This is a genomic window from Pacificimonas aurantium (assembly GCF_020092905.1).
GTDB classification, from domain to species: Bacteria; Pseudomonadota; Alphaproteobacteria; order Sphingomonadales; family Sphingomonadaceae; genus Pacificimonas; species Pacificimonas aurantium.
The window spans coordinates 572,953-595,757 of sequence record NZ_JAGSGB010000002.1; the positions used below are offsets into that span (position 1 = coordinate 572,953).

General features: G+C 64.2%; 23 protein-coding genes. 15 read left to right on the forward strand and 8 right to left on the reverse strand.

Annotated elements, in window-relative coordinates:
- Nucleotides 1-9 precede the first annotated feature (9 nt).
- Entirely contained in the window at nt 10-1,026 is a 1,017-nt protein-coding gene (locus KCN53_RS09560) for a polyprenyl synthetase family protein (RefSeq protein WP_088712598.1), read from the reverse strand.
- A gap of 94 nt (nt 1,027-1,120) precedes the next feature.
- Here KCN53_RS09560 and KCN53_RS09565 point away from each other — a divergent pair, with 94 nt between their 5' ends.
- Together KCN53_RS09565 and phhA are read left to right on the forward strand one after the other, a co-directional pair.
- Nucleotides 1,121-1,405 (forward strand): chorismate mutase, encoded by a 285-nt coding sequence (locus tag KCN53_RS09565; RefSeq protein ID WP_172406233.1) that lies wholly within the window; start codon nt 1,121-1,123, stop codon nt 1,403-1,405.
- A gap of 65 nt (nt 1,406-1,470) precedes the next feature.
- Complete coding sequence (phhA, locus tag KCN53_RS09570; RefSeq protein ID WP_088712597.1) at nt 1,471-2,343, forward strand: phenylalanine 4-monooxygenase; 873 nt, start codon at nt 1,471-1,473, stop codon at nt 2,341-2,343.
- A 24-nt stretch (nt 2,344-2,367) separates the two neighbouring features.
- On the opposite strand, the gene KCN53_RS09575 is transcribed toward phhA, so the two are convergent.
- Complete coding sequence (locus KCN53_RS09575) at nt 2,368-2,754, reverse strand: hypothetical protein (RefSeq protein ID WP_088712596.1); 387 nt, start codon at nt 2,752-2,754, stop codon at nt 2,368-2,370.
- Between the two features lie 102 nt (nt 2,755-2,856).
- Between KCN53_RS09575 and KCN53_RS09580 the strand changes: the two genes are divergently transcribed.
- From KCN53_RS09580 to cysK, 5 genes are read left to right on the forward strand one after another with little or no spacing between them, the layout of a single operon-like run.
- Complete coding sequence (locus KCN53_RS09580) at nt 2,857-3,393, forward strand: hypothetical protein (protein WP_088712595.1); 537 nt, start codon at nt 2,857-2,859, stop codon at nt 3,391-3,393.
- Nucleotides 3,393-3,599 (forward strand): helix-turn-helix domain-containing protein, encoded by a 207-nt coding sequence (locus KCN53_RS09585; RefSeq protein ID WP_088712594.1) that lies wholly within the window; start codon nt 3,393-3,395, stop codon nt 3,597-3,599. Before KCN53_RS09580 ends, KCN53_RS09585 begins: the two co-directional genes overlap by 1 nt.
- Nucleotides 3,596-3,778 carry a hypothetical protein gene (locus tag KCN53_RS09590; RefSeq protein ID WP_088712593.1) on the forward strand — a complete coding sequence of 61 codons (183 nt, stop codon included), beginning with the start codon at nt 3,596-3,598 and terminating at the stop codon, nt 3,776-3,778. The genes KCN53_RS09585 and KCN53_RS09590 overlap by 4 nt, the downstream gene beginning before the upstream one ends.
- A 57-nt stretch (nt 3,779-3,835) precedes the next feature.
- Entirely contained in the window at nt 3,836-5,149 is a 1,314-nt protein-coding gene (locus KCN53_RS09595; RefSeq protein ID WP_088712592.1) for an MFS transporter, read from the forward strand.
- Nucleotides 5,146-6,069: a cysteine synthase A gene (cysK, locus tag KCN53_RS09600; RefSeq protein ID WP_088712591.1), complete on the forward strand. Its 924-nt coding sequence runs from the start codon at nt 5,146-5,148 to the stop codon at nt 6,067-6,069. The genes KCN53_RS09595 and cysK overlap by 4 nt, the downstream gene beginning before the upstream one ends.
- A 19-nt stretch (nt 6,070-6,088) precedes the next feature.
- On the opposite strand, the gene KCN53_RS09605 is transcribed toward cysK, so the two are convergent.
- From KCN53_RS09605 to carA, 5 genes are all read right to left on the reverse strand, one after another.
- Nucleotides 6,089-6,742, reverse strand: a complete 654-nt coding sequence (locus KCN53_RS09605; protein WP_143712234.1) for a rhomboid family intramembrane serine protease — start codon at nt 6,740-6,742, stop codon at nt 6,089-6,091.
- Nucleotides 6,729-7,208 carry a transcription elongation factor GreA gene (greA, locus tag KCN53_RS09610; protein ID WP_088712589.1) on the reverse strand — a complete coding sequence of 160 codons (480 nt, stop codon included), beginning with the start codon at nt 7,206-7,208 and terminating at the stop codon, nt 6,729-6,731. The genes KCN53_RS09605 and greA overlap by 14 nt, the downstream gene beginning before the upstream one ends.
- Before the next feature lie 88 nt (nt 7,209-7,296).
- Complete coding sequence (gene carB, locus KCN53_RS09615; protein WP_088712588.1) at nt 7,297-10,554, reverse strand: carbamoyl-phosphate synthase large subunit; 3,258 nt, start codon at nt 10,552-10,554, stop codon at nt 7,297-7,299.
- A complete protein-coding gene (locus KCN53_RS09620; RefSeq protein ID WP_088712587.1) occupies nt 10,554-10,952 on the reverse strand; it encodes a hypothetical protein in 399 nt (132 codons plus the stop codon). Before KCN53_RS09620 ends, carB begins: the two co-directional genes overlap by 1 nt.
- On the reverse strand, nt 10,949-12,082 hold the full coding sequence (gene carA, locus KCN53_RS09625; protein WP_224199561.1) for a glutamine-hydrolyzing carbamoyl-phosphate synthase small subunit: 1,134 nt from the start codon (nt 12,080-12,082) through the stop codon (nt 10,949-10,951). Before carA ends, KCN53_RS09620 begins: the two co-directional genes overlap by 4 nt.
- Nucleotides 12,083-12,263: 181 nt before the next feature.
- On the opposite strand from carA, the gene KCN53_RS09630 reads away from it, so the two are divergent.
- The 3 genes from KCN53_RS09630 to rpoD are packed head-to-tail and all read left to right on the forward strand — an operon-like array spanning nt 12,264 to nt 16,586.
- Entirely contained in the window at nt 12,264-12,716 is a 453-nt protein-coding gene (locus KCN53_RS09630; RefSeq protein WP_088712586.1) for a GatB/YqeY domain-containing protein, read from the forward strand.
- Nucleotides 12,717-12,742: 26 nt separating this feature from the next.
- A complete protein-coding gene (dnaG, locus tag KCN53_RS09635) occupies nt 12,743-14,566 on the forward strand; it encodes a DNA primase (RefSeq protein WP_088712585.1) in 1,824 nt (607 codons plus the stop codon).
- Nucleotides 14,567-14,594: 28 nt separating this feature from the next.
- Entirely contained in the window at nt 14,595-16,586 is a 1,992-nt protein-coding gene (gene rpoD, locus KCN53_RS09640; RefSeq protein ID WP_088712584.1) for an RNA polymerase sigma factor RpoD, read from the forward strand.
- 29 nt (nt 16,587-16,615) lie between these two features.
- On the opposite strand, the gene KCN53_RS09645 is transcribed toward rpoD, so the two are convergent.
- Nucleotides 16,616-18,295, reverse strand: coding sequence for a M20/M25/M40 family metallo-hydrolase (locus KCN53_RS09645; protein WP_088712583.1), 1,680 nt, complete (start codon nt 18,293-18,295; stop codon nt 16,616-16,618).
- Nucleotides 18,296-18,422: 127 nt separating this feature from the next.
- On the opposite strand from KCN53_RS09645, the gene KCN53_RS09650 reads away from it, so the two are divergent.
- The 5 genes from KCN53_RS09650 (at nt 18,423) to crcB (ending at nt 22,797) form a co-directional block, all read left to right on the forward strand.
- A complete protein-coding gene (locus tag KCN53_RS09650; protein ID WP_143712233.1) occupies nt 18,423-19,115 on the forward strand; it encodes a DUF6975 family protein in 693 nt (230 codons plus the stop codon).
- Between the two features lie 96 nt (nt 19,116-19,211).
- Entirely contained in the window at nt 19,212-20,057 is an 846-nt protein-coding gene (locus KCN53_RS09655; protein WP_088712581.1) for an AAA family ATPase, read from the forward strand.
- A 32-nt stretch (nt 20,058-20,089) separates the two neighbouring features.
- Nucleotides 20,090-21,454 (forward strand): serine hydrolase domain-containing protein, encoded by a 1,365-nt coding sequence (locus KCN53_RS09660; RefSeq protein WP_224199563.1) that lies wholly within the window; start codon nt 20,090-20,092, stop codon nt 21,452-21,454.
- A 10-nt stretch (nt 21,455-21,464) separates the two neighbouring features.
- Nucleotides 21,465-22,352 (forward strand): hypothetical protein, encoded by an 888-nt coding sequence (locus KCN53_RS09665; protein WP_088712580.1) that lies wholly within the window; start codon nt 21,465-21,467, stop codon nt 22,350-22,352.
- Nucleotides 22,353-22,389: 37 nt separating this feature from the next.
- Nucleotides 22,390-22,797, forward strand: a complete 408-nt coding sequence (gene crcB / locus KCN53_RS09670) for a fluoride efflux transporter CrcB (RefSeq protein ID WP_088712579.1) — start codon at nt 22,390-22,392, stop codon at nt 22,795-22,797.
- Nucleotides 22,798-22,805: the final 8 nt, after the last annotated feature.

The following is a 22,805-nucleotide window of genomic DNA, read 5'->3' on the forward strand; positions in this document are numbered from 1 at the left end:
AAGCGCGGCTCAATAGCCCCTGGCAACCGCGAACGCGACCGTTTCGGTCAACGCATCTTTTGCCTTCCCCGCGGGAAAATCCGCGATCGCATCGATGGCGAGCCTGCCATAGTGCCGTGCGCGTTCGAGCGTATCGGAAATCGCGTCGGCGGCGCGCATATGGGCGATCGCTTCCGCCAGGTCGTCATCGCTGCCGTCACCGCTGCCGATGGCGCGCTCCCAGAAGCGTTTCGCGGCGGCATCGCCCCGCTTGTACGCAAGGATCACCGGCAGTGTGAGCTTGCCTTCGCGGAAGTCGTCGCCCGCATCCTTGCCCATTTCCGCTTCGTTGCCCGCATAGTCGATGGCATCGTCGACGAGCTGGAAGGCGATGCCGAGATTGCGGCCGAAGCTTTCAAGCTTCGCCTCCACTTCCTCCCCCCGCTCCGAAACGACGCCGGCGATCTGGCATGCCGCCGCGAACAGAACGGCCGTTTTGGCGGTGATGACCTGCAAGTAGCGTTCTTCGGTCGTGTCGATACGCCGCTGCGTCTGCAGCTGGTCGACCTCGCCCTGCGCGATGACAGCCGACGCGCCGGAGAGGATCTTGAGGACTTTCAGGCTGCCATCCTCGACCATGAGTTCGAAGGCACGGCTGAACAGGAAATCGCCGACCAGCACCGTGGCCTGGTTTCCCCAGATGAGGTTGGCAGCCTTTTTCCCGCGGCGCTGCTCTGACCCGTCGACCACATCGTCGTGAAGCAGGGTGGCCGTATGAATGAACTCGACCGCCGCCGACAGCTTGTGGTGACGGGTCCCTTCATAGTCGAGGAGGCGCGCACTGGCGAGCGTGAGCATCGGCCTTAGCCGCTTGCCGCCGCCGGAAATCAGATGTCCGGCAAGGGCAGGAATTACGGAAACATCGGACTGCATGCGCGCAAGGATGATTTCGTTGACGCTGTTGAGGGCGGGCGCGACGAGCTGCATCAGGGGCTCGATGGAGGGCTCCCGACCGGCCGTTCGCAGCGCGTGAACCGACGCACTCATGACTTCTCTGGACTCTCTTTCTGCACGGCGACGCCTCTTCCGTCATTTGGACGGGCTTGTCACTGGCACATTTGGACGCAAAGGATCGCAACCTATGATGGACCAGCCCGCAGACCTTGCCCAGTTTCGCTCCAGCATCGACAATATCGATGCGGCCCTTATTCACATCCTGGCGGAGCGGTTCCGGATCACCAAGGCTGTCGGCGCCTACAAGGCGAAGCACGGACTGCCGCCCGCCGACAAGGCGCGCGAGGCCGAACAGATCGAACGGCTGCGGCGGCTCGCCGAAAGTGCGAATCTCGATCCCGAATTTTCCGAGAAGTTCCTGCGCTTCATCGTGGCCGAGGTAATCCGTCACCACGAACAGGCACGATCCTGAGAATTCACGGCAATTCGCGGCGTCAAGGCTTTGAAACCCGTTCGTGAAGGCATAGATGGGTTTGCATGGATACAGGCTCGCCGAAGTTAGAAAAGCCCGAAGGCGCCGCCCGGGATTGGACGGTTCCGCAGAACTGGGACGCCTTTTCCGAAGAGGAGCATAGCGTCTGGGACCTTCTGTTCGAGCGCCAGTCCGAACAGCTTCCCGGCCGGGCGGCTGAAGAATTCCTGCAGGGCCTCGATGTTCTGCAGCTGTCGCGGCCCGGCATTCCGCATTTCAGGGAGCTTTCGAACCGGCTGGGCGAGGAAACCGGCTGGTCGGTCGTCGCCGTGCCCGGACTCGTTCCCGACGAGGTGTTCTTCGAGCATCTCGCCAATCGGCGCTTTCCTGCCGGGAACTTCATCCGCCGGCGCGACCAGCTCGACTATTTGCAGGAACCCGACGTCTTTCACGATGTCTTCGGTCATGTCCCGATGCTCGCGGACCCCGTCTTCGCGGACTATATGCAGGCTTATGGCGAAGGCGGCCTGCGTAGCATGGAATTCGGTGCCATCCACAAGCTCGCGCGGCTCTACTGGTACACCGTGGAGTTCGGCCTGATCCGCCAGCCGGGAGGACTACGCATTTACGGCGCGGGCATCGTATCGAGCCACGGCGAAAGCGTCTTTTCGCTCGACAGCGACAGCCCCAACCGGATCGGCTTCGACCTTGAACGGGTGATGCGGACCGAGTACCGGATCGACGATTACCAGCAGACCTACATCGTTATCGACAGCTTCGAAGAGCTCCTGGAAACGACGCAAAACACCGATTTCGCCCCGCTCTATTCCCGGCTGGAAACGAAGTCCGACTTGCCGGTGACGACCATCCTGCCTGAGGATGATGTGATCACGCGCGGCACCCAGAGCTACGCCGCTGCCCAGGCCGCGGCCGAATAGCTACTCCGAGAAGGGTTTCCCGATCTAGGTACAGGGATGCCGCCGGGAAAGGTGGGCGATGACGACGGGGGTGGCTGCAAGCTGCGCCTGCCGCTCCGGCGTGGGCGCTTTCCGAAGTAGAACCCTGCGAATTTCCTCGCCGTCGAAACGGCCCTTGCCGGGCGCTGCACAGATGACCGGATTGCCCGACCGTTCTCCAGCCGCCATCGCGCCTTCCACGACGGCTCGGGCATAGGTCGCGAGGGTTTCTCTCGCCCGCTCGTCTACGGGTGCACGTTCGATGACCTCGATAAGCTGCGCCGCGCTGATCCTGCCCTCCGGGGTGGGCTCAGCAGCTTGTGCGGGCGGAGGCGACGTCGTGAAACCGCAGACAGCGAGAATGAGGATCGCGGCACGAAAGGTAGCGCCCACGGGAATTTCTCCAAAACAACGAATCATTATTGTTTTGTAGTAAACTTTCGCTAAAAGGGGGTCAATGTTCAGCAAGCCCGGTCGATGGACGGAAGCGCGACTATGACTCCCGAAGCACGCCGCCGCCGCATTGCGGCAGCCTCCACTGCGATGGCCTATGCGCTGGTCGCTCTCTCGCTGCTGCTTCCCCTTGCAGCAGGGGCCTCGATTTTCCTCATGCCGGCAGCCGAACTGGCGCAGGGTGCGGGCGTGCCTCAGGCCGCCAGTCAGCCAATGCCTGTGCCTGTCAGGATGGCAGCCAACCTGGTTCTTCTCCTCCCCTCGCTTCTGACCGCCGGGGCCCTGCTGACGCTGGCAGGGTTGTTCCGCCGTTTTGCCGCCGGCGCATTTTTCAGCCCTCCCGCCTTCAAGGCGCTCAAGCGCTTCGCCGCGCTGCTGTTTCTTGGCGCGCTCGCGGGAATTTTGGCATCGCCGGCCGCGGGGCTAGCCCTGTTCGCAGTCGCGGACGAAGCTTCGCTGTCGATCCGCATCGGCACGCCGAATATCTTTCCCATGTTGCTGGCTGCCGGCGTCTGGATCCTAGGCTGGATTTTGGGGGAAGCCGCCGAGATCGAAGCCGAAAACCGTCAGTTCGTCTGATGCCGATCGAGGTCCGCCTTGCCGTTTTGCTGGCGGAGCGCGGTGTATCGGGCCGCGAGCTGGCGAACCATGTCGGCATAACGGAGGCCAATCTTTCCCTCCTTCGCCAAGGCAAGGTGAAAGGCGTGCGCTTCGAGACTCTGGAGAAGATATGCGACTATCTGGACTGCGAACCCGGCGACCTGCTTCACTTTCGGCGGCCATGACTCTTCTTTTGCTGACCAGCGGCTGCGATACGCTGGGCTGGCGCGAGGGCGGCGAACGATGGGCGAGAAGCATGTGCCGCTCGGGCCACGCAAGCTGCACCTGCCCCGGCGGGGAAACGGCGACGGGCGACCAATGCCCGGTGGACGAAACCGACGTGCTGTTCAAGAAGCCGGGCTAGGCCGTCGACAAGCCTTTCCGGCTTAACGCCTGCGCGGCGAGCCCCTATGGCGCCCGCATGGACGCTTCCCCTTCCGCCGAGTCCCCCGCCCCCCATCCGTTCAGGATTGCCAACTTCCGCGCCTATTGGCTGTCGCGCCTGACCATGACGCTGGGCCAATATGCCATGCTGCTGATCATAGGCTGGCAGACCTACAACCTGGCGCGCGACGGCGGCATGGATGTGGGCGAGGCATCGGGCCAGCTTGCGCTGATCGGCCTGCTCCAGTTCCTGCCGCTGTTCGTGCTGACGCCATTTTCCGGTCTTGCGGCCGACCGGCTGAACCGGAAGACCGTTGCCCGCTCCATGGTCGCGCTGCAGATTCTCTGCGCCGGAATCCTGGCATGGTTCACCTGGCAGGATACGATCAGCCTGACCGTGCTGTTCGGGATCGCCGTCCTGCTCGGCATCGGACGGGCTTTTGCCGGCCCGGCGCTGTCGGCGCTCGCCCCGAACCTGGTACCGAGGGCCGTCTTGCCCAACGCCATCGCCCTGTCGTCGATCGCCTGGCAGACGGGCATGATCGTCGGACCGGCCATCGGCGGCTATCTCTACGAGGCCGCGCCCGCCCTGCCCTATGCCGCCGTCGCCGGTCTGTTCTGTATCTCGCTCGTCTGCCTCAGCCTGATCGGAGAGGTGCCGCGCAGCCCGATAACCGGCGCCCAGCGGCCCATCGGCCAGGTGATCGACGGCCTGCGCTATGTCGTTCACAACAAGGTGGTCCTGGGTTCGATCACCCTAGATTTGTTTGCCGTCTTTCTTGCCGGGGCCACGGCGCTTTTCCCCGTATATGCCCGCGATATCCTGGAGGTAGGGGCACCCGGCCTCTCGCAGCTCGCCGCCGCACCGGCAGTGGGCGCCGCGCTCACCGCGCTGTTCTTCTCCTTTCGTCCGCTGAAAACCAATGTGGGTCCGAAGATGCTCGGCGCGGTCGCGCTGTTCGCCGTGGCCACGATCGTCTTCGGCATGTCGAAAACCATGCCGCTCTCTCTTGCCGCGCTCTTTTTCGTCGGCGCGGCGGACATGTTTTCGGTCTACATCCGCCAGTCGCTGATCCAGCTCCATACGCCGGACGAAAAGCGGGGCCGCGTGTCATCGGTGTCGCTACTGACCATTTCCGCATCGAACGAGTTCGGTGACTTCTTTTCCGGCAGCCTAGCCTTCCTCATCGGACCGGTGGCCGCGGTGGTGGCGGGCGGTGCAGGCGCGCTGGCGATAACCGGGCTGTGGACGATTTTGTTTCCCGATCTCAGGCGGGCACGGACCTTCGATCCGCCCCGCGAATTGGATAGAGAACTTCCCGAAGAGACCTTGGAGGAGAATATTCCATGATCGCCGATTCCATTCTCGAAACGATTGGCAATACGCCCCACGTGAAGGTGAACCGCCTGTTCGGCGGGAATCACGAGGTCTGGATCAAGATGGAGCGCGCCAATCCCGGCGGCTCGATCAAGGACCGTATCGCCCTCTCGATGGTCGAGGACGCCGAACGCAGCGGCAAGCTGAAGCCGGGCGGAACGATCATCGAACCCACCTCCGGCAACACGGGCGTCGGCCTCGCCATGGTCGCCGCCGTAAAGGGCTACAAGCTCGTCCTCGTCATGCCGGAGTCGATGTCGGTCGAGCGTCGGCGGCTGATGCTGGCCTATGGCGCCACCTTCGACCTGACCGACAAGGCGAAGGGCATGAAGGGCGCGATCGAGCGGGCGCAGGAGCTGGTCGACGAAACTGACGGCGCGTGGATGCCGCAGCAGTTCGACAACCCCGCGAATGTCGACGTTCACGTCCGCACGACGGCGCAGGAAATCCTGCAGGACTTCAAGCCGAAAGGGCTCGACGCAATCATTACCGGCGTCGGCACGGGCGGGCACATCACGGGCTGCGCCGAGGTGCTGAAGCCCGAACTACCGGGTCTCGAGGTGTGGGCGGTGGAGCCCTCGCTCTCGCCGGTCATCTCAGGTGGACAGCCAGGCCCACACCCCATTCAGGGCATCGGCGCCGGCTTCATTCCCGACAATCTCCACACCAAGTCCATCGACGGCGCGATCCAGGTCGATCCGGAGGATGCGAAGGAAATGGCGCGCCGCGCCGCCTCCGAAGAGGGGATGCTCGTCGGCATTTCCTCGGGCGCGACGCTCGCGGCCATCAAGCAGCACCTGGAGAAGGGAGATGGCCCGAAAAAGGTGCTGGGCTTCTGCTATGACACCGGCGAGCGGTATCTCAGCGTTCCCGACTTCCTGCCGGAAGAATAGCCCCACCAATCCGGCTGGGTCAGCGCGCGGCGATCGCCGCGCGCGCCAGCGGGAGGGCGAGTATGAGCCCGGCCACGAAGCCGCCGACATGCGCCCAGATGGCGATTCCGCCGGTGCCGTCGGCTCCCGAATTGAACACGAAGCCGATCAGAAGCTGCAGGCCGATCCACACTGCGGCAAGCTGCAGCGCGCGGTTGCGCTCCGTCTGGTTTCCCCGGCGGCGCCCGAAAATCATGGCATGCGCCGCGAAGACGCCCGAAATGGCGCCGGAGGCGCCCACGTGCGGAACGACGCTCTCGGGCGCCAGCGCCGTTTCGAGCATCGCGCCCGCTACCGCACTGACGAAGTAGAGGGTAAGGAAGCGCGCCGTTCCGAGGAGGGGCTCCACGAACCGCCCCACGAAGACCAGAAACACCATATTGAGCGCAAGATGCCCGAAACCGCCATGAACGAAGGTCATGCTGAGCGGCGTCAGGATTGCCGGAACGGCCGCGTCGACAAGCGTCAGATATCCCGTAAGGCGGGCGGGGATAAGCGCCATCCCCACGCCAATGAACTCGGGGAACAGAAACTCCGCCAGCCAGAACAGCACGCATAGCGCGGCAATCGCCGCGGTAGCCGGCGCCAGCTGATGCAGCGCCGGCGGCTGTCCGCTTGGGTTACTTGAAGACAATCTCGCTGATTTCGTAATATTTTTCGCCCGAGGGGGTCGAAACTTCGACCTCGTCGCCTTCGCGGCGGCCGATCAGCGCACGGCCGAGCGGCGACGTGTAAGAGATCCGGCCGCCCTTGGCGTCGGCCTCGTACGGGCCGACGATCTGGTAGACCTTCTCATTGTCGTCCTCGTCGAGCATCTTCACCGTCGCCCCAAAGACGATCTTGTCGCCCGACAGGTCGGCAGGATCGATGATCTGGGCGCGGCTGATCTTGTCCTCCAGATCGGTGATGGTCGCCTCGATCTGCCCCTGGCGCTCCTTGGCGGCGTGATATTCGGCATTCTCCGAAAGATCACCGTGCGCACGGGCTTCTTCGATGGCCGTCACCACCTCGTGGCGCTCCTTGTTCTTGAGCCTGTTCAGCTCGACCTGCATGCGGTCATAGCCTTCGCGCAGCATCGGCAGCTTCTCGAGCGTCGCCATCTCTCGTCCTTCTATGTCTGAGCAGGAAAAGCTGTCCTCACGGCGACAAGGTCACCGTCCCCGAGCCAGTCCTGTCCGGAAAAATCTCCTAGGAGGCGAAATTGTAAGATTGCAGGGACCGGACTTCAAGGGGTCGCTCCCGCACCGCAGCAATGGCTTCGACCGCCGCGCGACTGGCCGCCGCCGTGGTGTAATAGGGGATGCGCCCCTCAACCGCTGACGACCGGATGGACTTGGAGTCCTTCAGCGACTGCGCGCCCTCGGTGGTATTGAAGACGAGGTCGACTTCACCGTTCTTGATCAGGTCGACGATGTGCGGGCTTCCCTCCAGCACCTTGTTGACCGGCCGGACCGACAAGCCCTGCCCCTCCAGATAGCTGGCCGTCCCACTCGTCGCGACCAGCGAAAAGCCAAGGTCGACGAGTTTGCGCGCCGCATCGAGCATATGCGGCTTGTCGCTGTCCTTCAGCGAGAGGAACACGCAGCCCGCCTGCGGCAGGTTCGTCTGCACGGCCATCTGCGACTTTGCGAAGGCGGTCGCGAAGTCCATGTCGATGCCCATTACCTCGCCGGTCGACTTCATTTCGGGACCGAGGACGGGATCGGTGCCCGGGAAGCGGCCCCAGGGGAAGATGGCCTCCTTCACGGCGATGTGGTCGGTCCGCCGGGGCGGCATGTCGAAGTCGGACAGCATTTCACCGGCCATGACCCGCGCTGCGATCTTCGCGATCGGCGTACCCTTGGCCTTCGCGACGAACGGTACGGTGCGGCTGGCGCGCGGATTCACTTCGATCAGGTACACCTCACCGTCCTTCACCGCATATTGAACGTTCATCAGGCCGCGCACACCGAGCGCGAGCGCCAGCGCCTCGGTCTGACGCTCGATTTCCTCGATGACATCGTCGGACAGGGTATAGGGCGGGATGGAGCAGGCGCTGTCGCCCGAATGAACGCCCGCTTCCTCGATATGCTGCAGCACGCCCGCAACCTGTACGCTCTTCCCGTCGCACAGCGCGTCCACGTCCATTTCGATGGCATCGCGCAGATACTGGTCGACCAGAACCGGCGCACCTTCCGACACGTCGACGGCGGTCTGGATATAGGCCTCCAGCTGCTTCTCGGAATCGACCACTTCCATGCCCCGTCCGCCAAGAACGTTCGAGGGTCGCAGAAGCACCGGATAGCCCACGGTCGACGCGACCTTGCGCGCCTCGTCGAGGCTGCGCGCAGTGCCGTTCGCCGGCTGTTTCAAACCGAGGCGATTGACGAGGGCGGCGAAGCGCTCACGGTCCTCGGCTTCGTCGATGGCTGACGGCGGCGTACCGAGAATGGGAATGCCGGCCGCCTCGAGCGCCGGCGCAAGCTTCAGCGGCGTCTGCCCGCCGAACTGTACGATGACGCCGTGCAGTGTGCCGTTCTCCTGCTCCTTCGCTAGGACTTCGAGCACGTCCTCGGCCGTCAGCGGTTCGAAATAGAGCCGGTCGGACGTGTCATAGTCGGTGGAAACCGTCTCCGGATTGCAATTGACCATGACGGTTTCGTAGCCGGCATCCTCCAGAGCAAAGGCGGCGTGGCAGCAGCAATAGTCGAATTCGATGCCCTGACCAATGCGGTTTGGGCCGCCGCCAAGGATGACGACTTTCTTGCGGTCGGTAGGGTCGGACTCGTCCTCGGGCTCACCGAAGATCGGCGCCTCATAGGTCGAATACATATAGGGGGTCTTGGCGGCGAACTCGGCTGCGCAGGTATCGATGCGCTTGAACACGGGACGAACTCCGAGCTTGCGGCGATGCGCGCGCACCTCCGCTTCAGACTGGTCCGTCAGGGCCGCCAGCCGCGCGTCGGAGAAGCCCAGCGCCTTCAGCTGGCGCATGGCGGCGCGGTCGCCGGGCAGGCCGCTCGCCTCAACCTGCTGCTCGGCTTCGACCAGTTCGCGGATCCGCGCGAGGAACCAGGGATCGTAGTTGGACAGGCGGTGGATTTCCGCATCGTCGATGCCGCGGCGCATCGCCTCGGCGACGACAAGCAGGCGGTCGGGCTTCGGATTGGCGAGCCGGTAGGCGATGCCCCCCAGCCCTTCCAGTTCCAGCTCGGGCATCGGATCGAGACCGGACAAACCGGTTTCGAGGCCGCGCAGCGCCTTTTGCAGGCTTTCGCCGAAATTGCGGCCGATGGCCATCACCTCGCCGACCGACTTCATCGCCGTGCTCAGGTCGTCCTTCGCGCCGCGGAACTTCTCGAAGGCGAAACGGGGGATCTTCGTCACGACGTAGTCGATCGTCGGCTCGAAGCTGGCAGGCGTCGCGCCGGTAATGTCGTTCTCGATCTCGTCGAGCGTATAGCCGACAGCCAGTTTGGCGGCGACCTTCGCAATGGGAAAGCCCGTCGCCTTGGACGCGAGCGCGGAGGACCGCGAGACGCGCGGGTTCATCTCGATCACGACCAGGCGGCCATCGTCGGGATTGACCGCGAACTGCACGTTCGACCCGCCCGTTTCGACGCCGATCTCGCGCAGCACGGCGATCGAGGCCGAGCGCATGATCTGATATTCCTTGTCGGTCAGCGTCAGCGCGGGCGCGACCGTGACGCTGTCGCCGGTATGGACGCCCATTGGATCGACATTCTCGATCGAGCAGATGATGATGGCATTGTCCGCCCGGTCGCGGACCACCTCCATCTCATATTCCTTCCAGCCGAGGACCGATTCCTCGATCAGGACCTCGGTCGTCGGCGACGCGTCGAGGCCGCCGCGCACGATGTCGCGGAAATCCTCCTTGTTGTGTGCCACGCCGCCGCCCGTGCCGCCGAGCGTGAAGGAAGGACGAATGATGACCGGCAGGCCGATCTTTTCCAGCGCTTCCATCGCCTCGTCCATCGAATGGGCGATTTCGGAACGCGGGCTCTCCAGGCCGATCTTGTCCATGGCGGAGCGGAATTTCAGCCGGTCCTCCGCCTTGTCGATCGCCTCGGCATTGGCGCCGATCAGCTCGACGCCGAGGCGTTCCAGCGTCCCATTCTGCGCAAGGGCCAGCGCCGTGTTGAGCGCAGTCTGGCCGCCCATCGTCGGCAGCACCACCATCGTCTCGTCCGGATGCGCGGCGCGTTCTTTCTCGATCACCTTCGCGACCATTTCGGGCGTGATCGGCTCCACATAGGTGGCGTGGGCGAGATCGGGATCGGTCATGATCGTCGCCGGGTTCGAATTCACGAGGACGATGCGGTAGCCCTCCTCCTTCAGCGCCTTCACGGCCTGCGTGCCCGAATAGTCGAATTCGCAGGCCTGGCCGATGATGATCGGCCCGGCGCCGATGATGAGAATGGAATCGATGTCGGTGCGTTTGGGCATTACTGGTCCTGCTGGCCGAGGGGCACGCCTGCGGCGTTCAGAAATTCGATGCGGAAATAAGGGTCGCCGTCCTGTGCTTCCCAGACGTGCTGCAGCTGGTGGAAAGCGAGCAGGTCGCAGCAGTCGGGGCGCGTCAGCGTGAACCAGGACTGCTCGCCCTCAGGAGCGCCGACGTCGATGCCGTAGCGGTCATCGTCCGGTGCAGGAGCCTCCGCCGGCTCGACAGTCCAGCCGAGCGGCTGCGCGATGTCGTAGAGGGCCGCGCTACGGTCGGCCTCGATCGCGACACGCACATGATCGATGTCGGAAACCGGCGCGTCGGCAACTGCTGTGCTTTCGCTAGCTTCCGCAGCCACCGCCACGAAAACTAGCGATGCGGCGACCGCAATCGCTTTCACGCCAGGCCCCGCACGAAGCTTTGGAACAGATAGTCGCTGTCCATCGGCCCGGGACTGGCCTCTGGGTGATACTGGACACCGAAGGCGCGGCGCCCGGTTAGTTCGAGACCGCACAGGGTGCCGTCGAACAGACTGACATGGGTCGCCTTCACGCCCTCCGGCAGGCTGTCCGCGTCGACCGCGAAACCGTGGTTCATCGCCGTAATCTCGACGCGCCCGTCGGACAGGCGCTTCACCGGATGATTGGCGCCGCGGTGGCCCTGAAACATCTTGGCCGTTTTCGCGCCTGCCGCGAGGCCGAGAAGCTGGTGGCCGAGGCAGATGCCGAAGATGGGCATCTGCGCGTCCAGAAGCTGCCGGATGACGGGAATGGCGTAGGATCCCGTGGCGGCCGGATCGCCGGGCCCGTTCGACAGGAACACGCCGTCAGGCTTCAGCGCCATGATCTCGTCATAGCTGGCCGTAGCGGGAACGACGGTGACGCGCGCGCCGGCATTTACCAGGCGCCGAAGGATATTCTTCTTGGTGCCATAGTCGATGGCGACGACGTGCGGCCCCTCGCCCACGCCCTGGCCGTAGCCGACGCCGAGCTGCCAAGGGCCGCCATTCCAGCCGTCCGTCTCCTCACGCGTCACGTCCTTCGCAAGATCGAGGCCCTCGAGACCCGACCAGCCGCGCGCGGCCGCGACAAGCGCATCGATGTCGAAACGGCCTTGGGCATTGTGCGCGATCACGGCATTGGGCGCACCCTGTTCGCGGATGCGCCGGGTTAGCGCGCGCGTATCGATCCCGGCAAGGCCAATTCGACCATTGTCCTTCAGCCACTCGTCGAAGCGGCCCACCGAACGGAAGTTGGACGGCGCAGTCACATCCTCGCGCACGATGCAGCCCAGCGCGTGCGGCGTGTCGGCCTCCACATCCTCCTCGTTCACCCCGACATTGCCGATATGGGGAAAGGTAAAGGTGACGATCTGGCCGGCATAGGAGGGATCGGTCATCACCTCCTGATAGCCAGTCATCGAGGTATTGAAGCAAACCTCGCCGACGGCGTGCCCCTCGGCGCCGAAGCCCCGGCCCCAGATGACGTCGCCGCTAGCCAGAATCAGCGCCCCCGTTGCGGTTTCGGGCACGCGATTTCCTGCGCACAGCGGATCGGATTGGGCCACGCTGGGGGCGCTCCTGCTAGGGGTGTGATTCAATTGTCGGCTAGGCGGCCCTCGTAGGCCCGGGGTGGATTCGCGTCAATTCTGTTAAAGCGCTTCCGGGCACCTTATCTTGTTTTCTTTCCCCACACGAAGATGGAGGGTTCCCATGATCCGGGACCAGATCAAGGCGGCGCAGATCGCGGCAATGAAGTCGGGCGAGAAGGACCGGGTGGCGGCGACGCGCCTGATCATCGCGGCAGTCAAGAACAAGGAAATCGATTCCGGTGTCGGCGCGGGCAATGCCGACGACCCGCTGATCGCCGACGTGCTGACCAAGATGGCGAAGCAGCGCCGCGAGTCGATCGACATGTACGACGAGGCCGGCCGTACGGAACTGGCCGACAAGGAGCGTTTCGAACTCGCCGTCATCGAGGAGTTCATGCCCGCGCAGATGTCCGAAGACGAGGCGCGCGCCGAGATCCGCAAGGCCATCGCCGAAACCGGCGCGGAAGGTCCGAAGGACATGGGCAAGGTCATGGCCCTGCTGAAGGAGCGACATGCCGGATCGATGGACATGAAGTCGGCCAGCGGCCTGGTGAAGCAGGAACTGTCGGCCTGACCGCCCGTCTCCGCCCCCGCCCCTAGATGAGCATCCCGCCGCAATTCCTGGAGGAACTTCGCAACCGCGTACCGGTGTCGGAGATCGTCGGACGGCGCGTGAAGCTGATCCGGGCGGGGCGCGAATTCAAGGCCTGCTGCCCGTTTCACAACGAGAAGACACCCAGCTTCTACGTCAACGACGACAAGGCCTTCTATCACTGCTTCGGCTGCGGCGCGCATGGCGACGTCGTCAGCTTCCTGATCGATCAGGAGGGCATGGAGTTCCGCGATGCCGTGGAGACGCTGGCGGTGCAGGCCGGCCTCGACATGCCGCAGGAAAGCCCCGAGGCGCGGGCACGCGCAAAGGCGGCGCAGGGACTGCACGACGTGGCGGGCCTCGCCGCCGCCTGGTTCCAGAAGAAGCTGCACGAGGCCGGCGGCGCGGAGGCGCGGCAGTATCTCGAACGGCGCGGCCTCAGCGGCGACACGGTCCGCGACTTCGCCATCGGCTTCGCACCGGGCGGCCGAGGTGCGATCGCTTCCGCCCTCGATGCGCCGCGGGACAAGCTGATCGCGGCAGGCCTTCTCGTGCAGCCCGACGACCCGGCCCGCGACGCCTATGATCGGTTCCGCAGCCGCATCATGTTTCCCATTCGCGACCAGCGCGGCCGGACGGTCGGGTTCGGGGGGCGCATCTTCGGCGAGGGCGAACCGAAATATCTGAATTCTCCCGACGGCCCACTCTTCGACAAGGGGCGCCTGCTTTACAATCTCGACAAGGCGGCGCCCGCAGCGCGCAAGTCCTCCCGGCTGGCGGTGGTCGAAGGCTATATGGACGTCATCGCGCTGGCGCAGGCGGGCTTTCCCGAAGCGGTCGCGCCGATGGGAACCGCGCTGACCGAAGAGCAGATGCAGCTAGCCTGGCGCGCGGCCCCGGAGCCGGTGCTCTGCTTCGACGGCGACAATGCAGGCATTCGCGCGGCGAACCGCGCCGCCCTGAGAGCGCTTCCCTTGCTGCAACCGGGTAAGTCGGTACGCTTTGCCCTGTTGCCGGAGGGTCAGGATCCCGACGATCTGGTCAAGCAGGCAGGCCTTTCCGCCTTCGAACGGCTGATCGACACGGCCGAAAGCCTGATCGACCATCTGTGGCGGATGGAAACCGAAGGGGTGGAGATGGACACCCCCGAACGGCGCGCGAACGTCCGCAAGAATCTCTACGCCCATGCGGGCGAGATTGCGGACGAGGGAATAGCCCAGCTCTACCGCGCCGAGTTCAAGAGCCGTTTCGATGCCCTGTTCGCGCCCAAGCGGCGCGGCGAGCGAATGCCGGCCTTCGCGACGGGCGCGTCTGCCAGCATGAAGATGGCGGCTCAGCGGTCTCCCTACGAGCGCGAAATCGTCGCCATGCTGTCGGCGCTGCTCGCCCGGCCCGAACTGGCCGCGGAAACCGGCGATGCCCTGGCCGAGCTCGAAATCGCCGACCCCGACCTCGCGCGGCTGCGATCGGCGATTTTTCATGCCTCGGCAGCCGATCCGGAGCTTGACAAAAACGCGCTGCGTGACGACCTATCGAGACGAGGGCTCGGTCAGCTCGCGGACGACGTCAGCAACTCCAATCGGCTGACATTCAGTTTCACGCGGCCCCGGACGCCCGCCGCAGTTGCGGCCGAAGACTTGGCTTGTGTCGCTGGGCACCTTATGGCGCTGGCGCACGTCGAAGCCGAACAAGCCGAAATCCGCTCGCGCGGAGACTGGCTCACGGAAGAGGAATTTGAGCGGCGCGTGTTTCTCTCGATGGAGAAGGCGCGGGTGGAACGAGAATTGGCCGAGCTGGCGCAGGGACGGCGCGAAACCGAAGGCGAGCTCTAGGCTCCAAACACTTGGACAAGTGGACGGAATGGCGAAAAACGGAAAGGCCGGCAACGGCGAAACCGAGGCGGATGCTCCGCTGATCGACATGAACGATGCGGCGATCAAGAAAATGATCGCCCGCGCCAAGAAGCGTGGCTTCATCACCTACGAGGAGCTGAACGAAGCGCTGCCGCAGGACCAGATGTCTTCGGAGCAGATCGAGGACGTCATGTCGGCCCTCTCCGAAATGGGCATAAACGTCACCGAGTCCGAAGAGGATGAGGACGACGAAGAGCAGGGCCCGCAGCCGACCGACCAGAAGGACGGCGAAGGCGACCAGAAGTTTGTGTCCACCCGTACGAAGGAAAAGCTCGACCGCACCGACGACCCGGTGCGCATGTACCTGCGCGAGATGGGCGCCGTCGAACTGCTGAGCCGCGAAGGCGAGATCGCCATCGCCAAGCGCATCGAGGCCGGCCGCGACACCATGATCATGGGCCTGTGCGAAAGCCCCCTTACCTTCTCCTCGATCATCTACTGGTCGGAAGCGGTGAAGGAGGGCGAGATGCAGCTGCGCGAGATCCTCGATCTCGAAGCGATGCTGAACCAGGGGCCGACCGAGGAAGAAGTCAACGCCGACGACGACAGCGACCTGCCCAAGGGCGTGGAGTTGAAGGAAGACGATGACGACGCCGCCGAAGCCGAAGAGGGCGACGAGGACGAAGACGGCGAACCCAAGGCAAAAGAAGGCAAGGACGACGACGACGACAACGTCCTCAGCCTGGCACAGATGGAAGAGCAGCTGACGCCGCAGGCGCTCGAGCAGTTCGACGAGATCAAGAAGGTCTACAAGAAATTCGCGAAGCTGCAGGATGAGCGGCTGGAGGCGATGCACGCCGGCGAAGATTATGACGAAAAGGCCGAGAAGAAATACCAGAAGCTGCGCACGGAACTGACCGACAAGGTCGAAGCGGTCTTTTTCAACAACGCCAAGATCGAGTTCCTGGTCGAGCAGCTGTACAGCTATAACAAACGCCTGATGTCACTGGGCGGCCAGATGCTGCGGCTTGCCGAGCGCTACAAGATTCCCCGGCGTGACTTCCTCGACGTATATGTGGGGAACGAACTGGACGAGGGCTGGACCGACAGCGTCAAGGATCGCGGCCCGAAATGGCAGGCCTTCGCGGAGGGCGAGCAGCAGGCGATCGAGAATGTGCGGCTGCAGATTGCCGACATCGCCCAGCAGACCGGTGTCGAGCTGAACGAATTCCGCCGCATCGTGAACATGGTGCAGAAGGGCGAACGCGAAGCGCGCATCGCCAAGAAGGAAATGGTCGAGGCGAACCTGCGCCTCGTCATCTCCATCGCCAAGAAATATACCAATCGCGGCCTGCAGTTCCTGGACCTGATCCAGGAGGGAAATATCGGCCTGATGAAGGCGGTCGACAAGTTCGAGTATCGCCGCGGCTACAAATTCTCGACCTATGCGACCTGGTGGATCCGGCAGGCGATCACCCGCTCGATCGCCGACCAGGCGCGCACCATCCGCATCCCGGTGCACATGATCGAGACGATCAACAAGCTGGTCCGTACGAGCCGCCAGTTCCTGCACGAATTCGGCCGCGAGCCGACGCCGGAGGAAATGGCGGAGCGGCTCGGCATGCCGCTCGACAAGGTGCGCAAGGTGATGAAGATTGCCAAGGAGCCGATCAGCCTGGAAACGCCGATCGGCGACGAGGAAGATTCGCAGCTCGGCGATTTCATCGAGGACAAGAACGCGATTATTCCGGTCGATGCCGCCGTGCATTCGAACCTGAAGGAAACGGTCACGCGCGTTCTGGCGTCACTGACACCGCGCGAGGAGCGCGTCCTGCGCATGCGTTTCGGTATCGGGATGAACACGGACCATACGCTGGAAGAGGTCGGACAGCAGTTCAGCGTGACCCGCGAACGTATCCGGCAGATCGAAGCGAAGGCCCTGAGAAAGCTGAAACATCCGAGCCGCAGCCGCAAGATGCGCAGCTTCCTCGACGTTTAAGGTCTGATGCGAACTCTTCCCGACCGGTCTTAGCCGAACCTGCTGTAGACCGCCGCCGTTTCCGCGATGGGGTCGAGCCGAATCCAGACCGCCATGCCCAGTGCCAAAATAAGGCACAGGCCTGCAAACAGCCTTAGCGGTCGGCTTGGCATCTCGGGCGGCAGGACTGCGGCGAGCGCAGGCAGGCTCATGGCCGCCAGCAGAGCGGCGGTCCAGGGCATGTCCGGTCCCACTCCCTGCATCAGCCAGTGCCCGTTCTGGAGAAGAAACCCGATAACGAGAGCGGAACAGACGGCCGCCGCGCCCCGGCCAGCGGCCCCGGGCAGATATTTCGTGGCCGCCAGGGCCGCGCCGCCCAGAAGCATCGGCCAGACAGCGAAATAGGCGACGGTCGGGGCGAGAATCTGAAGCGCGAGCGCGCAGACCAGTCCCGCCAGGCTTGCCACCCGCACATTCCAGAGACGTACCGACAGCGCCAGGACAGCCAGAAGCGCCAGCAGGCTCATGACCTCGATCGCGGGAATCGCTGCCAGCCGGTCGTAATAGTTCACCGGTCCGTCCGCGCCGGAGACGAGATTGAGCAGATAGATCATCCCGCCTCCCCCCAGCGCGACCGCCAGGGTCCCCGCCATACGGCGACCGGCTGCGCGAACAGACGCGCGTTCGTTCGCGGCAAGGTGAAGTCCCGCTGCCAAGACCAGAAGCACCCAGCCCGCCCATGTCGGATAATGGATGAGGAACAGGCCGAATGCGTCGAAGAAGGTGATGTTCTCGGCTTTCGGCGGCAACGGTCTTGCATCGAGCAGCGCGCACGTGAGGGCGAGCAGCTGGTCGCCCATATCCTGCACCGAGCCCTCGTCCAGCGTCTCCGGCGTCGCCAGAGGCGAATGATATAGTCCCGGCCTGCCGATGAAGGCGAAGTTATAGGCGGTATAGTCCCGTTCGAGGGCCGGGGTGAGGTCGGTGTCGTTCGGGAGGAGCGAATAGACGAACGCCGCCGCCGAGGAGGCACCGGGGCGGCTGACCCCCTCGGCGTAGCGCCTGATCGCTTCTCCATTTCTCGCAGATGTCTGGAACAGCGTGGCGCGCCCGCCGCTGCCGCGCGCTTCCAGGTTGATGATCGCCTCGATCCGGTCTGCAAGCGGATGCTCCGCGAAGAAGCTGCGCGCTCCGGCCAGCCCGATTTCCTCGGCATCGGTGAACAGGACGACCAGGCCGCGCTCCGGAGGAGCACCGCTTTCCGACAGGGCTCGAAGCGTCTCCAGAATTGCCGCTACCCCGGCCGCATCGTCAGCCGCGCCGGGCGACCCTCCCGCACTGTCATAATGGGCCATCAGCAAGACGGCGTTTCCGGCATTCACGTCGCCCCACGTCCCGATGATGTTCGTCGGAGGCATCGCGGTTTCCGGGCTGCCAAACAGCGTGCGCAGTTTCTCGTTGGAACGATCAGGAAGCTCGAAGACCTGCGTCGACACCGTAAGGCCGAGCGACGACAGCCGGCCTTGAAGATACTCTGCGACGCGCAGGTTCGCTTCGGACGCGGTGACATGGGGTTCGGAGGCAATGCGGCCGACATCGCGCATGGCGCGTCCGCTGGAGAAGCCGGAGGCCGGAGAATCTTCCGGTTGAGGCACCGACGACGCAGTCCCGAAAAGCGCCAGGAGCAAACCGAGCAGGAGCGCCAGCACGGGCGCCCATAACTTTGCCATTCGTCCGTCTCCTCGTCGACCGCAATACCATAGCGAGGCTGTGAAGCGGGGCCAGACGACTTAAGCGGTCGTTTACGCGTTTCCTTTATGGCCATCCGGCTAGAACGCACCGGAGTAGCCGACGCCAATGCCCCAGCCAGCCCTGCGTATGGAAGCCGTCGTGCTGCGCCCCGATTCCGCGTCCGCACTTCTGGAACTCCTCGACGAGCGAGCCGAGACGGCGCTGGAAGGGCTGGCAGGGGTTGCCGAAGGGCATAGCGCAGACCCCAACCGCTATGTGGCCGAACTTTCCCATTTCCTTGGACTGCTGCACGGCGAAACGCCGAGCGTCCTCGACATCGTGGCCGCTTCGGCGCCGCAATTGTCGCGAAGGCTGGAAGCGGCCTGCGCGCAGCTCTCCGCCGACAGGCGCTGGCTTGCCCAGCTGTCGGTGAAAACCGGCCACCTGGTGGAGCTCTCCGGCCTGTCGGAATCCGAATTCGCGGTGCGAAATCTCCGGACTGCGATGATGACGCTTGCCCAGTCGCAGCGTCAGGGCTGCGGCCTCGGGGTCGCGCTGGGTGTGCTGAGTGACTGGCCGAAACTGAGGGCAGCCCTCGACCTTGCGGGAACGCTTGCGTTTTCGGCGGGCTGGCCGTCTCCGGAAACCGGATGGCCGCAAGGTGCGCGTCACACGCTGCTCGACGAAGTCGAGGGCGCCTTCGCCGCGCTTCCTACCGCCCGCGCCGTCTCGTTCGGGGCCGGACAATGGCTGCAGGTCCATGCGCAGCTCCTGCGCCTGGTCGACGCCCGATGCGGGCACTCCGTCGTCAGTTCCTGAACTCCTCCGTAAAAAGTAGGTTGTGCCGTAGGGCGCGCCTCACCTAGCGTTCAGGCAAAGGACTGATACCCGAAGCGGAAGGATGCGCACGCCATTATGCGATTTGACGGCACCCAAGACTATGTCGCCACCGAAGACCTGAAAGTGGCCGTGAACGCCGCCGCCACGCTGCGCCGGCCGCTGCTGATCAAGGGCGAACCCGGAACCGGAAAGACCGTGCTGGCCGCAGAAGTGGCAAAGGCCATGGATGCGCCGCTGATCGAGTGGCACATCAAGTCGACCACGAAGGCGCAGCAGGGCCTGTACGAATATGACGCCGTGTCGCGCCTGCGGGATTCGCAGCTCGGCGACGAGCGCGTGAACGACATTTCCAACTACATCAAGCGCGGCAAGCTGTGGGAAGCCTTCACCAGCGAAAAGACGCCGATCCTGCTGGTCGACGAGATCGACAAGGCCGACATCGAGTTTCCGAACGACCTGCTTCAGGAACTCGACCGGATGGAGTTCTACGTCTACGAAACCGGGGAGACGGTGACGGCGAAAGAACGGCCGATCATCATCATCACCTCGAACAACGAGAAGGAACTGCCGGACGCCTTCCTGCGCCGCTGCTTCTTCCACTACATCAAGTTCCCCGACAAGGAGACGATGAAGGACATCGTCGACGTACACTTCCCGGACATTCAGAAGGAGCTGGTGAAGGAGGCGCTGGCGATCTTCTTCGACATGCGGGAAGTTCCGGGGCTGAAGAAAAAACCTTCGACGTCCGAACTGCTCGATTGGCTCAAGCTCCTGATGCACGAGGACCTGCCCCTCGACGTGCTGAAAACGCGCGACCCGAAGAAGCTGATCCCGCCGCTGCACGGTGCGCTCCTGAAGAACGAACAGGACGTGATGCTGTTCGAACGGCTCGCGTTCATCAACCGGCGCGAACAGGGCTGAACGCCGGCGCGCGACCTGCTAAAGACGCGGCGATGGGTCGCCTGATCGCCGCTGCGCTTGCTGCGCTGTTCGTCCCGCTCGCTGCCTCCGCACAGCAAGCGGACGATGATTATGTGCGGGCAATGGCGGCCGGCTACGAGGCCGCCTTCACCTGTTCGGCGACCTTCAATGCGGGGCGCAGTCCCGCCGACATCCAGTCCAACGAACTCGACCGGGTCTATTCCGAATATCGAGAAGACCTGCGCAACCTGCGCGCGCAGGTTTCCCGCAGCGGCAAATATGTTTCGGTTGACTATCAGGAGGGCGCGCCGCCCCGCGTAGCAGCCTGGCGCGAACATCTCGGCTGCGCCCAGCTGCCCATCGGCGGCAGCCTCGGAACATCCGCCCTGCCCTATCTACCGCCGGGCGTGACGGCGAACGCCCCGGTCGGCCGGACGCCGCTTCGGCGCCAGCTCGACGACAGCCTGACACCGCTGGTGCAGGCAGCGTTCGACAGCAGAAGCTACGGCGCCGGTTCGCGGACGTCCGGCATCCTGGTCGTGCGGCGGGGTCGTATCGTCGCCGAACGCTATGCCCGCGGGATCAACGCAGCGACGCCTCAGCGGACATGGTCGGTGGCGAAATCGATTGCCGGGACGGTCCTTGGCGTTGCCGCCCGCCAGGACCTGATCGACCTGCGCGCGCCGGCACCGGTTCCGGAATGGCAGGAGCGGGGCGATCCGCGACAGCGCATCACGACAGAACAGCTGATGCGCATGTCCTCCGGCCTGACCAGTCCCTTTGCCGGCAACCGAACCGATGCCATCTATGTCGGCGGAACAGCGGTCGCGGACAGCGCCCCCGGACAGCCGCTGCTTCACCGCCCGGGATCGGTGTTCCGCTATGCGAACAACGACACGCTGCTGGCGCTTTACGGTCTGCGCCATGCTATCGGAAACGACCGCCGTTATCTGTCGCTGCCTTTTCAGGAACTGACGTGGAAGCTGGGGATGACCGACACGTTTCTGGAGACCGACTGGCGCGGCGACTTCGTCATGTCGAGCCAGGTCTGGACCACGGCCCGCGACCTCGCACGCCTAGGCCTTCTCTATCTGAACGACGGTGTATGGAACGGCGAACGGCTGCTGCCGCGCGGTTTCGTCAAATTCGTTTCGACGCCCTCGGGACCGCAACCTGACCGCGAGTGGAAATATGGCGCCACCTTCTGGGTGGCGGGCGAGGACACCGGATTGCCCGAGGGGACCTTTGCAGCCATGGGAAATCGCGGCCAGTATCTCGTCATCGTTCCCGAACATGATCTGCTCGTGATCCGGCGGGGCTATGACCCGATTGGCGAGGACAAGGGGTTCGACATAACCGAATTCACCAGGGATGTGATTGCCGAACTCGGGTCCTGAGCCGCCGAAGATGCCGCCGTTCGACCGCTATGCCGCGATTGACTGGTCGGGCGCGAAGGGTGAGCGCCACAAGGGTATCGCCATCGCCTGGTGCGATGCGAACGGCGGCCCGCCGGCGCTGCTGGAGCCCGGCCGTTCGTGGTCGCGAACCGACGTGCTGCGCTGGCTGCGCGACCTCGCCTCCGCTTCCCAGCGAACGCTCGTGGGTATGGATCTCGGCATCTCCCTTCCCTACGCGGATTGCGGCGCCTTCTTTCCCGGGGCGGCGCAATCTCCGGGCTCTGCCAAAGCTCTGTGGGCCCTCGTCGACGGGATTTGCAGCGGCGATCCGCATCTGGGCGCAGGCACCTTCGTCGACCATTCCGACTTCGCGGAGTTCTTCCGCCGCCATGGCGGCAGGGAGGGCACGCGCTTCCGCTGCGACGGCGCCGAACATGGCCGCGGACGGTTCCGCGTGACCGAGCTTCGGCAGCAGGCAATGGGCTGCAAACCCTATTCGAACTTCAACCTGGTCGGTGCCGCACAGGTCGGAAAATCCAGCCTGACCGGCATGCGCGTTCTGCACCACCTCCGCGGGACCTTGCCCGTCTGGCCGGTCGATCCCGCGCCCCGGGCCGGGTCCGCGATCGTGGAAATCTACACGACCATCGCTGCAATGGCCGCCGGTCGGCGTCCCGGACGAGCAAAGATGCGACGGCATGAAGACATCGACGCGGCACTCCAGGCTCTGGGAAGCCCACCACTCGGCAGAGAAGGGCCCGTCGACGACCATAGCGCCGATGCGCTGGTCACTGCCGCCTGGCTGAGGAACGCCGCAGCAAAGCCGGACAACTGGACGCCGCAGGCCCTGACGCCATCCATCGCCCGAACGGAGGGATGGACCTTCGGTGTCCGGTGATGACGTAGCCGCCGCTTGCGCCTAAACAGCCCCTGCAATGCTTCCCATACCTGTTTCTCATCTGGGCCTGATCTTTCTCGGCGGCGGGCTAGGGGCGATTACCCGCTTTCTGGCCGCGCACTGGACCAACAAGCTCGTGTGGGACGGCCGCCTTCCCTGGGGTACGTTCACGGTCAACCTTATCGGCAGTTTCCTGATCGGAGCCGTCATCATGTGGACGCTCGAACATGCCTCCAACAGCCAGACGCGGCTGCTTCTGGTGACTGGGTTTCTGGGCGGCTTCACGACCTTCTCCGCCTTCTCCTTCGAAATGACCGAATTGCTGATCGACAGGCGATATGGAGCGGCGGCGGGCTACGGGGCGGGCTCGGTCGTCCTGTGCGTGCTTGCGACCTTCGCCGGTGCCTCTTTGGTCATGATGCTCGGCAGGGGCGCGGCGCGATGAAAAGGAAA

Excerpts from the sequence above, each read along its gene's own strand:
- KCN53_RS09560 (WP_088712598.1), bottom strand. The coding sequence starts at position 1,026 with ATGAGTGCGTCGGTTCACGCGCTGCGAACGGCCGGTCGGGAGCCCTCC.
- KCN53_RS09565 (WP_172406233.1), top strand. The coding sequence starts at position 1,121 with ATGATGGACCAGCCCGCAGACCTTGCCCAGTTTCGCTCCAGCATCGAC.
- phhA (WP_088712597.1), top strand. The coding sequence starts at position 1,471 with ATGGATACAGGCTCGCCGAAGTTAGAAAAGCCCGAAGGCGCCGCCCGG.
- KCN53_RS09580 (WP_088712595.1), top strand. The coding sequence starts at position 2,857 with ATGACTCCCGAAGCACGCCGCCGCCGCATTGCGGCAGCCTCCACTGCG.
- KCN53_RS09585 (WP_088712594.1), top strand. The coding sequence starts at position 3,393 with ATGCCGATCGAGGTCCGCCTTGCCGTTTTGCTGGCGGAGCGCGGTGTA.
- KCN53_RS09590 (WP_088712593.1), top strand. The coding sequence starts at position 3,596 with ATGACTCTTCTTTTGCTGACCAGCGGCTGCGATACGCTGGGCTGGCGC.
- KCN53_RS09595 (WP_088712592.1), top strand. The coding sequence starts at position 3,836 with ATGGACGCTTCCCCTTCCGCCGAGTCCCCCGCCCCCCATCCGTTCAGG.
- cysK (WP_088712591.1), top strand. The coding sequence starts at position 5,146 with ATGATCGCCGATTCCATTCTCGAAACGATTGGCAATACGCCCCACGTG.
- greA (WP_088712589.1), bottom strand. The coding sequence starts at position 7,208 with ATGGCGACGCTCGAGAAGCTGCCGATGCTGCGCGAAGGCTATGACCGC.
- carB (WP_088712588.1), bottom strand. The coding sequence starts at position 10,554 with ATGCCCAAACGCACCGACATCGATTCCATTCTCATCATCGGCGCCGGG.
- KCN53_RS09630 (WP_088712586.1), top strand. The coding sequence starts at position 12,264 with ATGATCCGGGACCAGATCAAGGCGGCGCAGATCGCGGCAATGAAGTCG.
- dnaG (WP_088712585.1), top strand. The coding sequence starts at position 12,743 with ATGAGCATCCCGCCGCAATTCCTGGAGGAACTTCGCAACCGCGTACCG.
- rpoD (WP_088712584.1), top strand. The coding sequence starts at position 14,595 with ATGGCGAAAAACGGAAAGGCCGGCAACGGCGAAACCGAGGCGGATGCT.
- KCN53_RS09645 (WP_088712583.1), bottom strand. The coding sequence starts at position 18,295 with ATGGCAAAGTTATGGGCGCCCGTGCTGGCGCTCCTGCTCGGTTTGCTC.
- KCN53_RS09650 (WP_143712233.1), top strand. The coding sequence starts at position 18,423 with ATGCCCCAGCCAGCCCTGCGTATGGAAGCCGTCGTGCTGCGCCCCGAT.
- KCN53_RS09655 (WP_088712581.1), top strand. The coding sequence starts at position 19,212 with ATGCGATTTGACGGCACCCAAGACTATGTCGCCACCGAAGACCTGAAA.
- KCN53_RS09660 (WP_224199563.1), top strand. The coding sequence starts at position 20,090 with ATGGGTCGCCTGATCGCCGCTGCGCTTGCTGCGCTGTTCGTCCCGCTC.
- KCN53_RS09665 (WP_088712580.1), top strand. The coding sequence starts at position 21,465 with ATGCCGCCGTTCGACCGCTATGCCGCGATTGACTGGTCGGGCGCGAAG.
- crcB (WP_088712579.1), top strand. The coding sequence starts at position 22,390 with ATGCTTCCCATACCTGTTTCTCATCTGGGCCTGATCTTTCTCGGCGGC.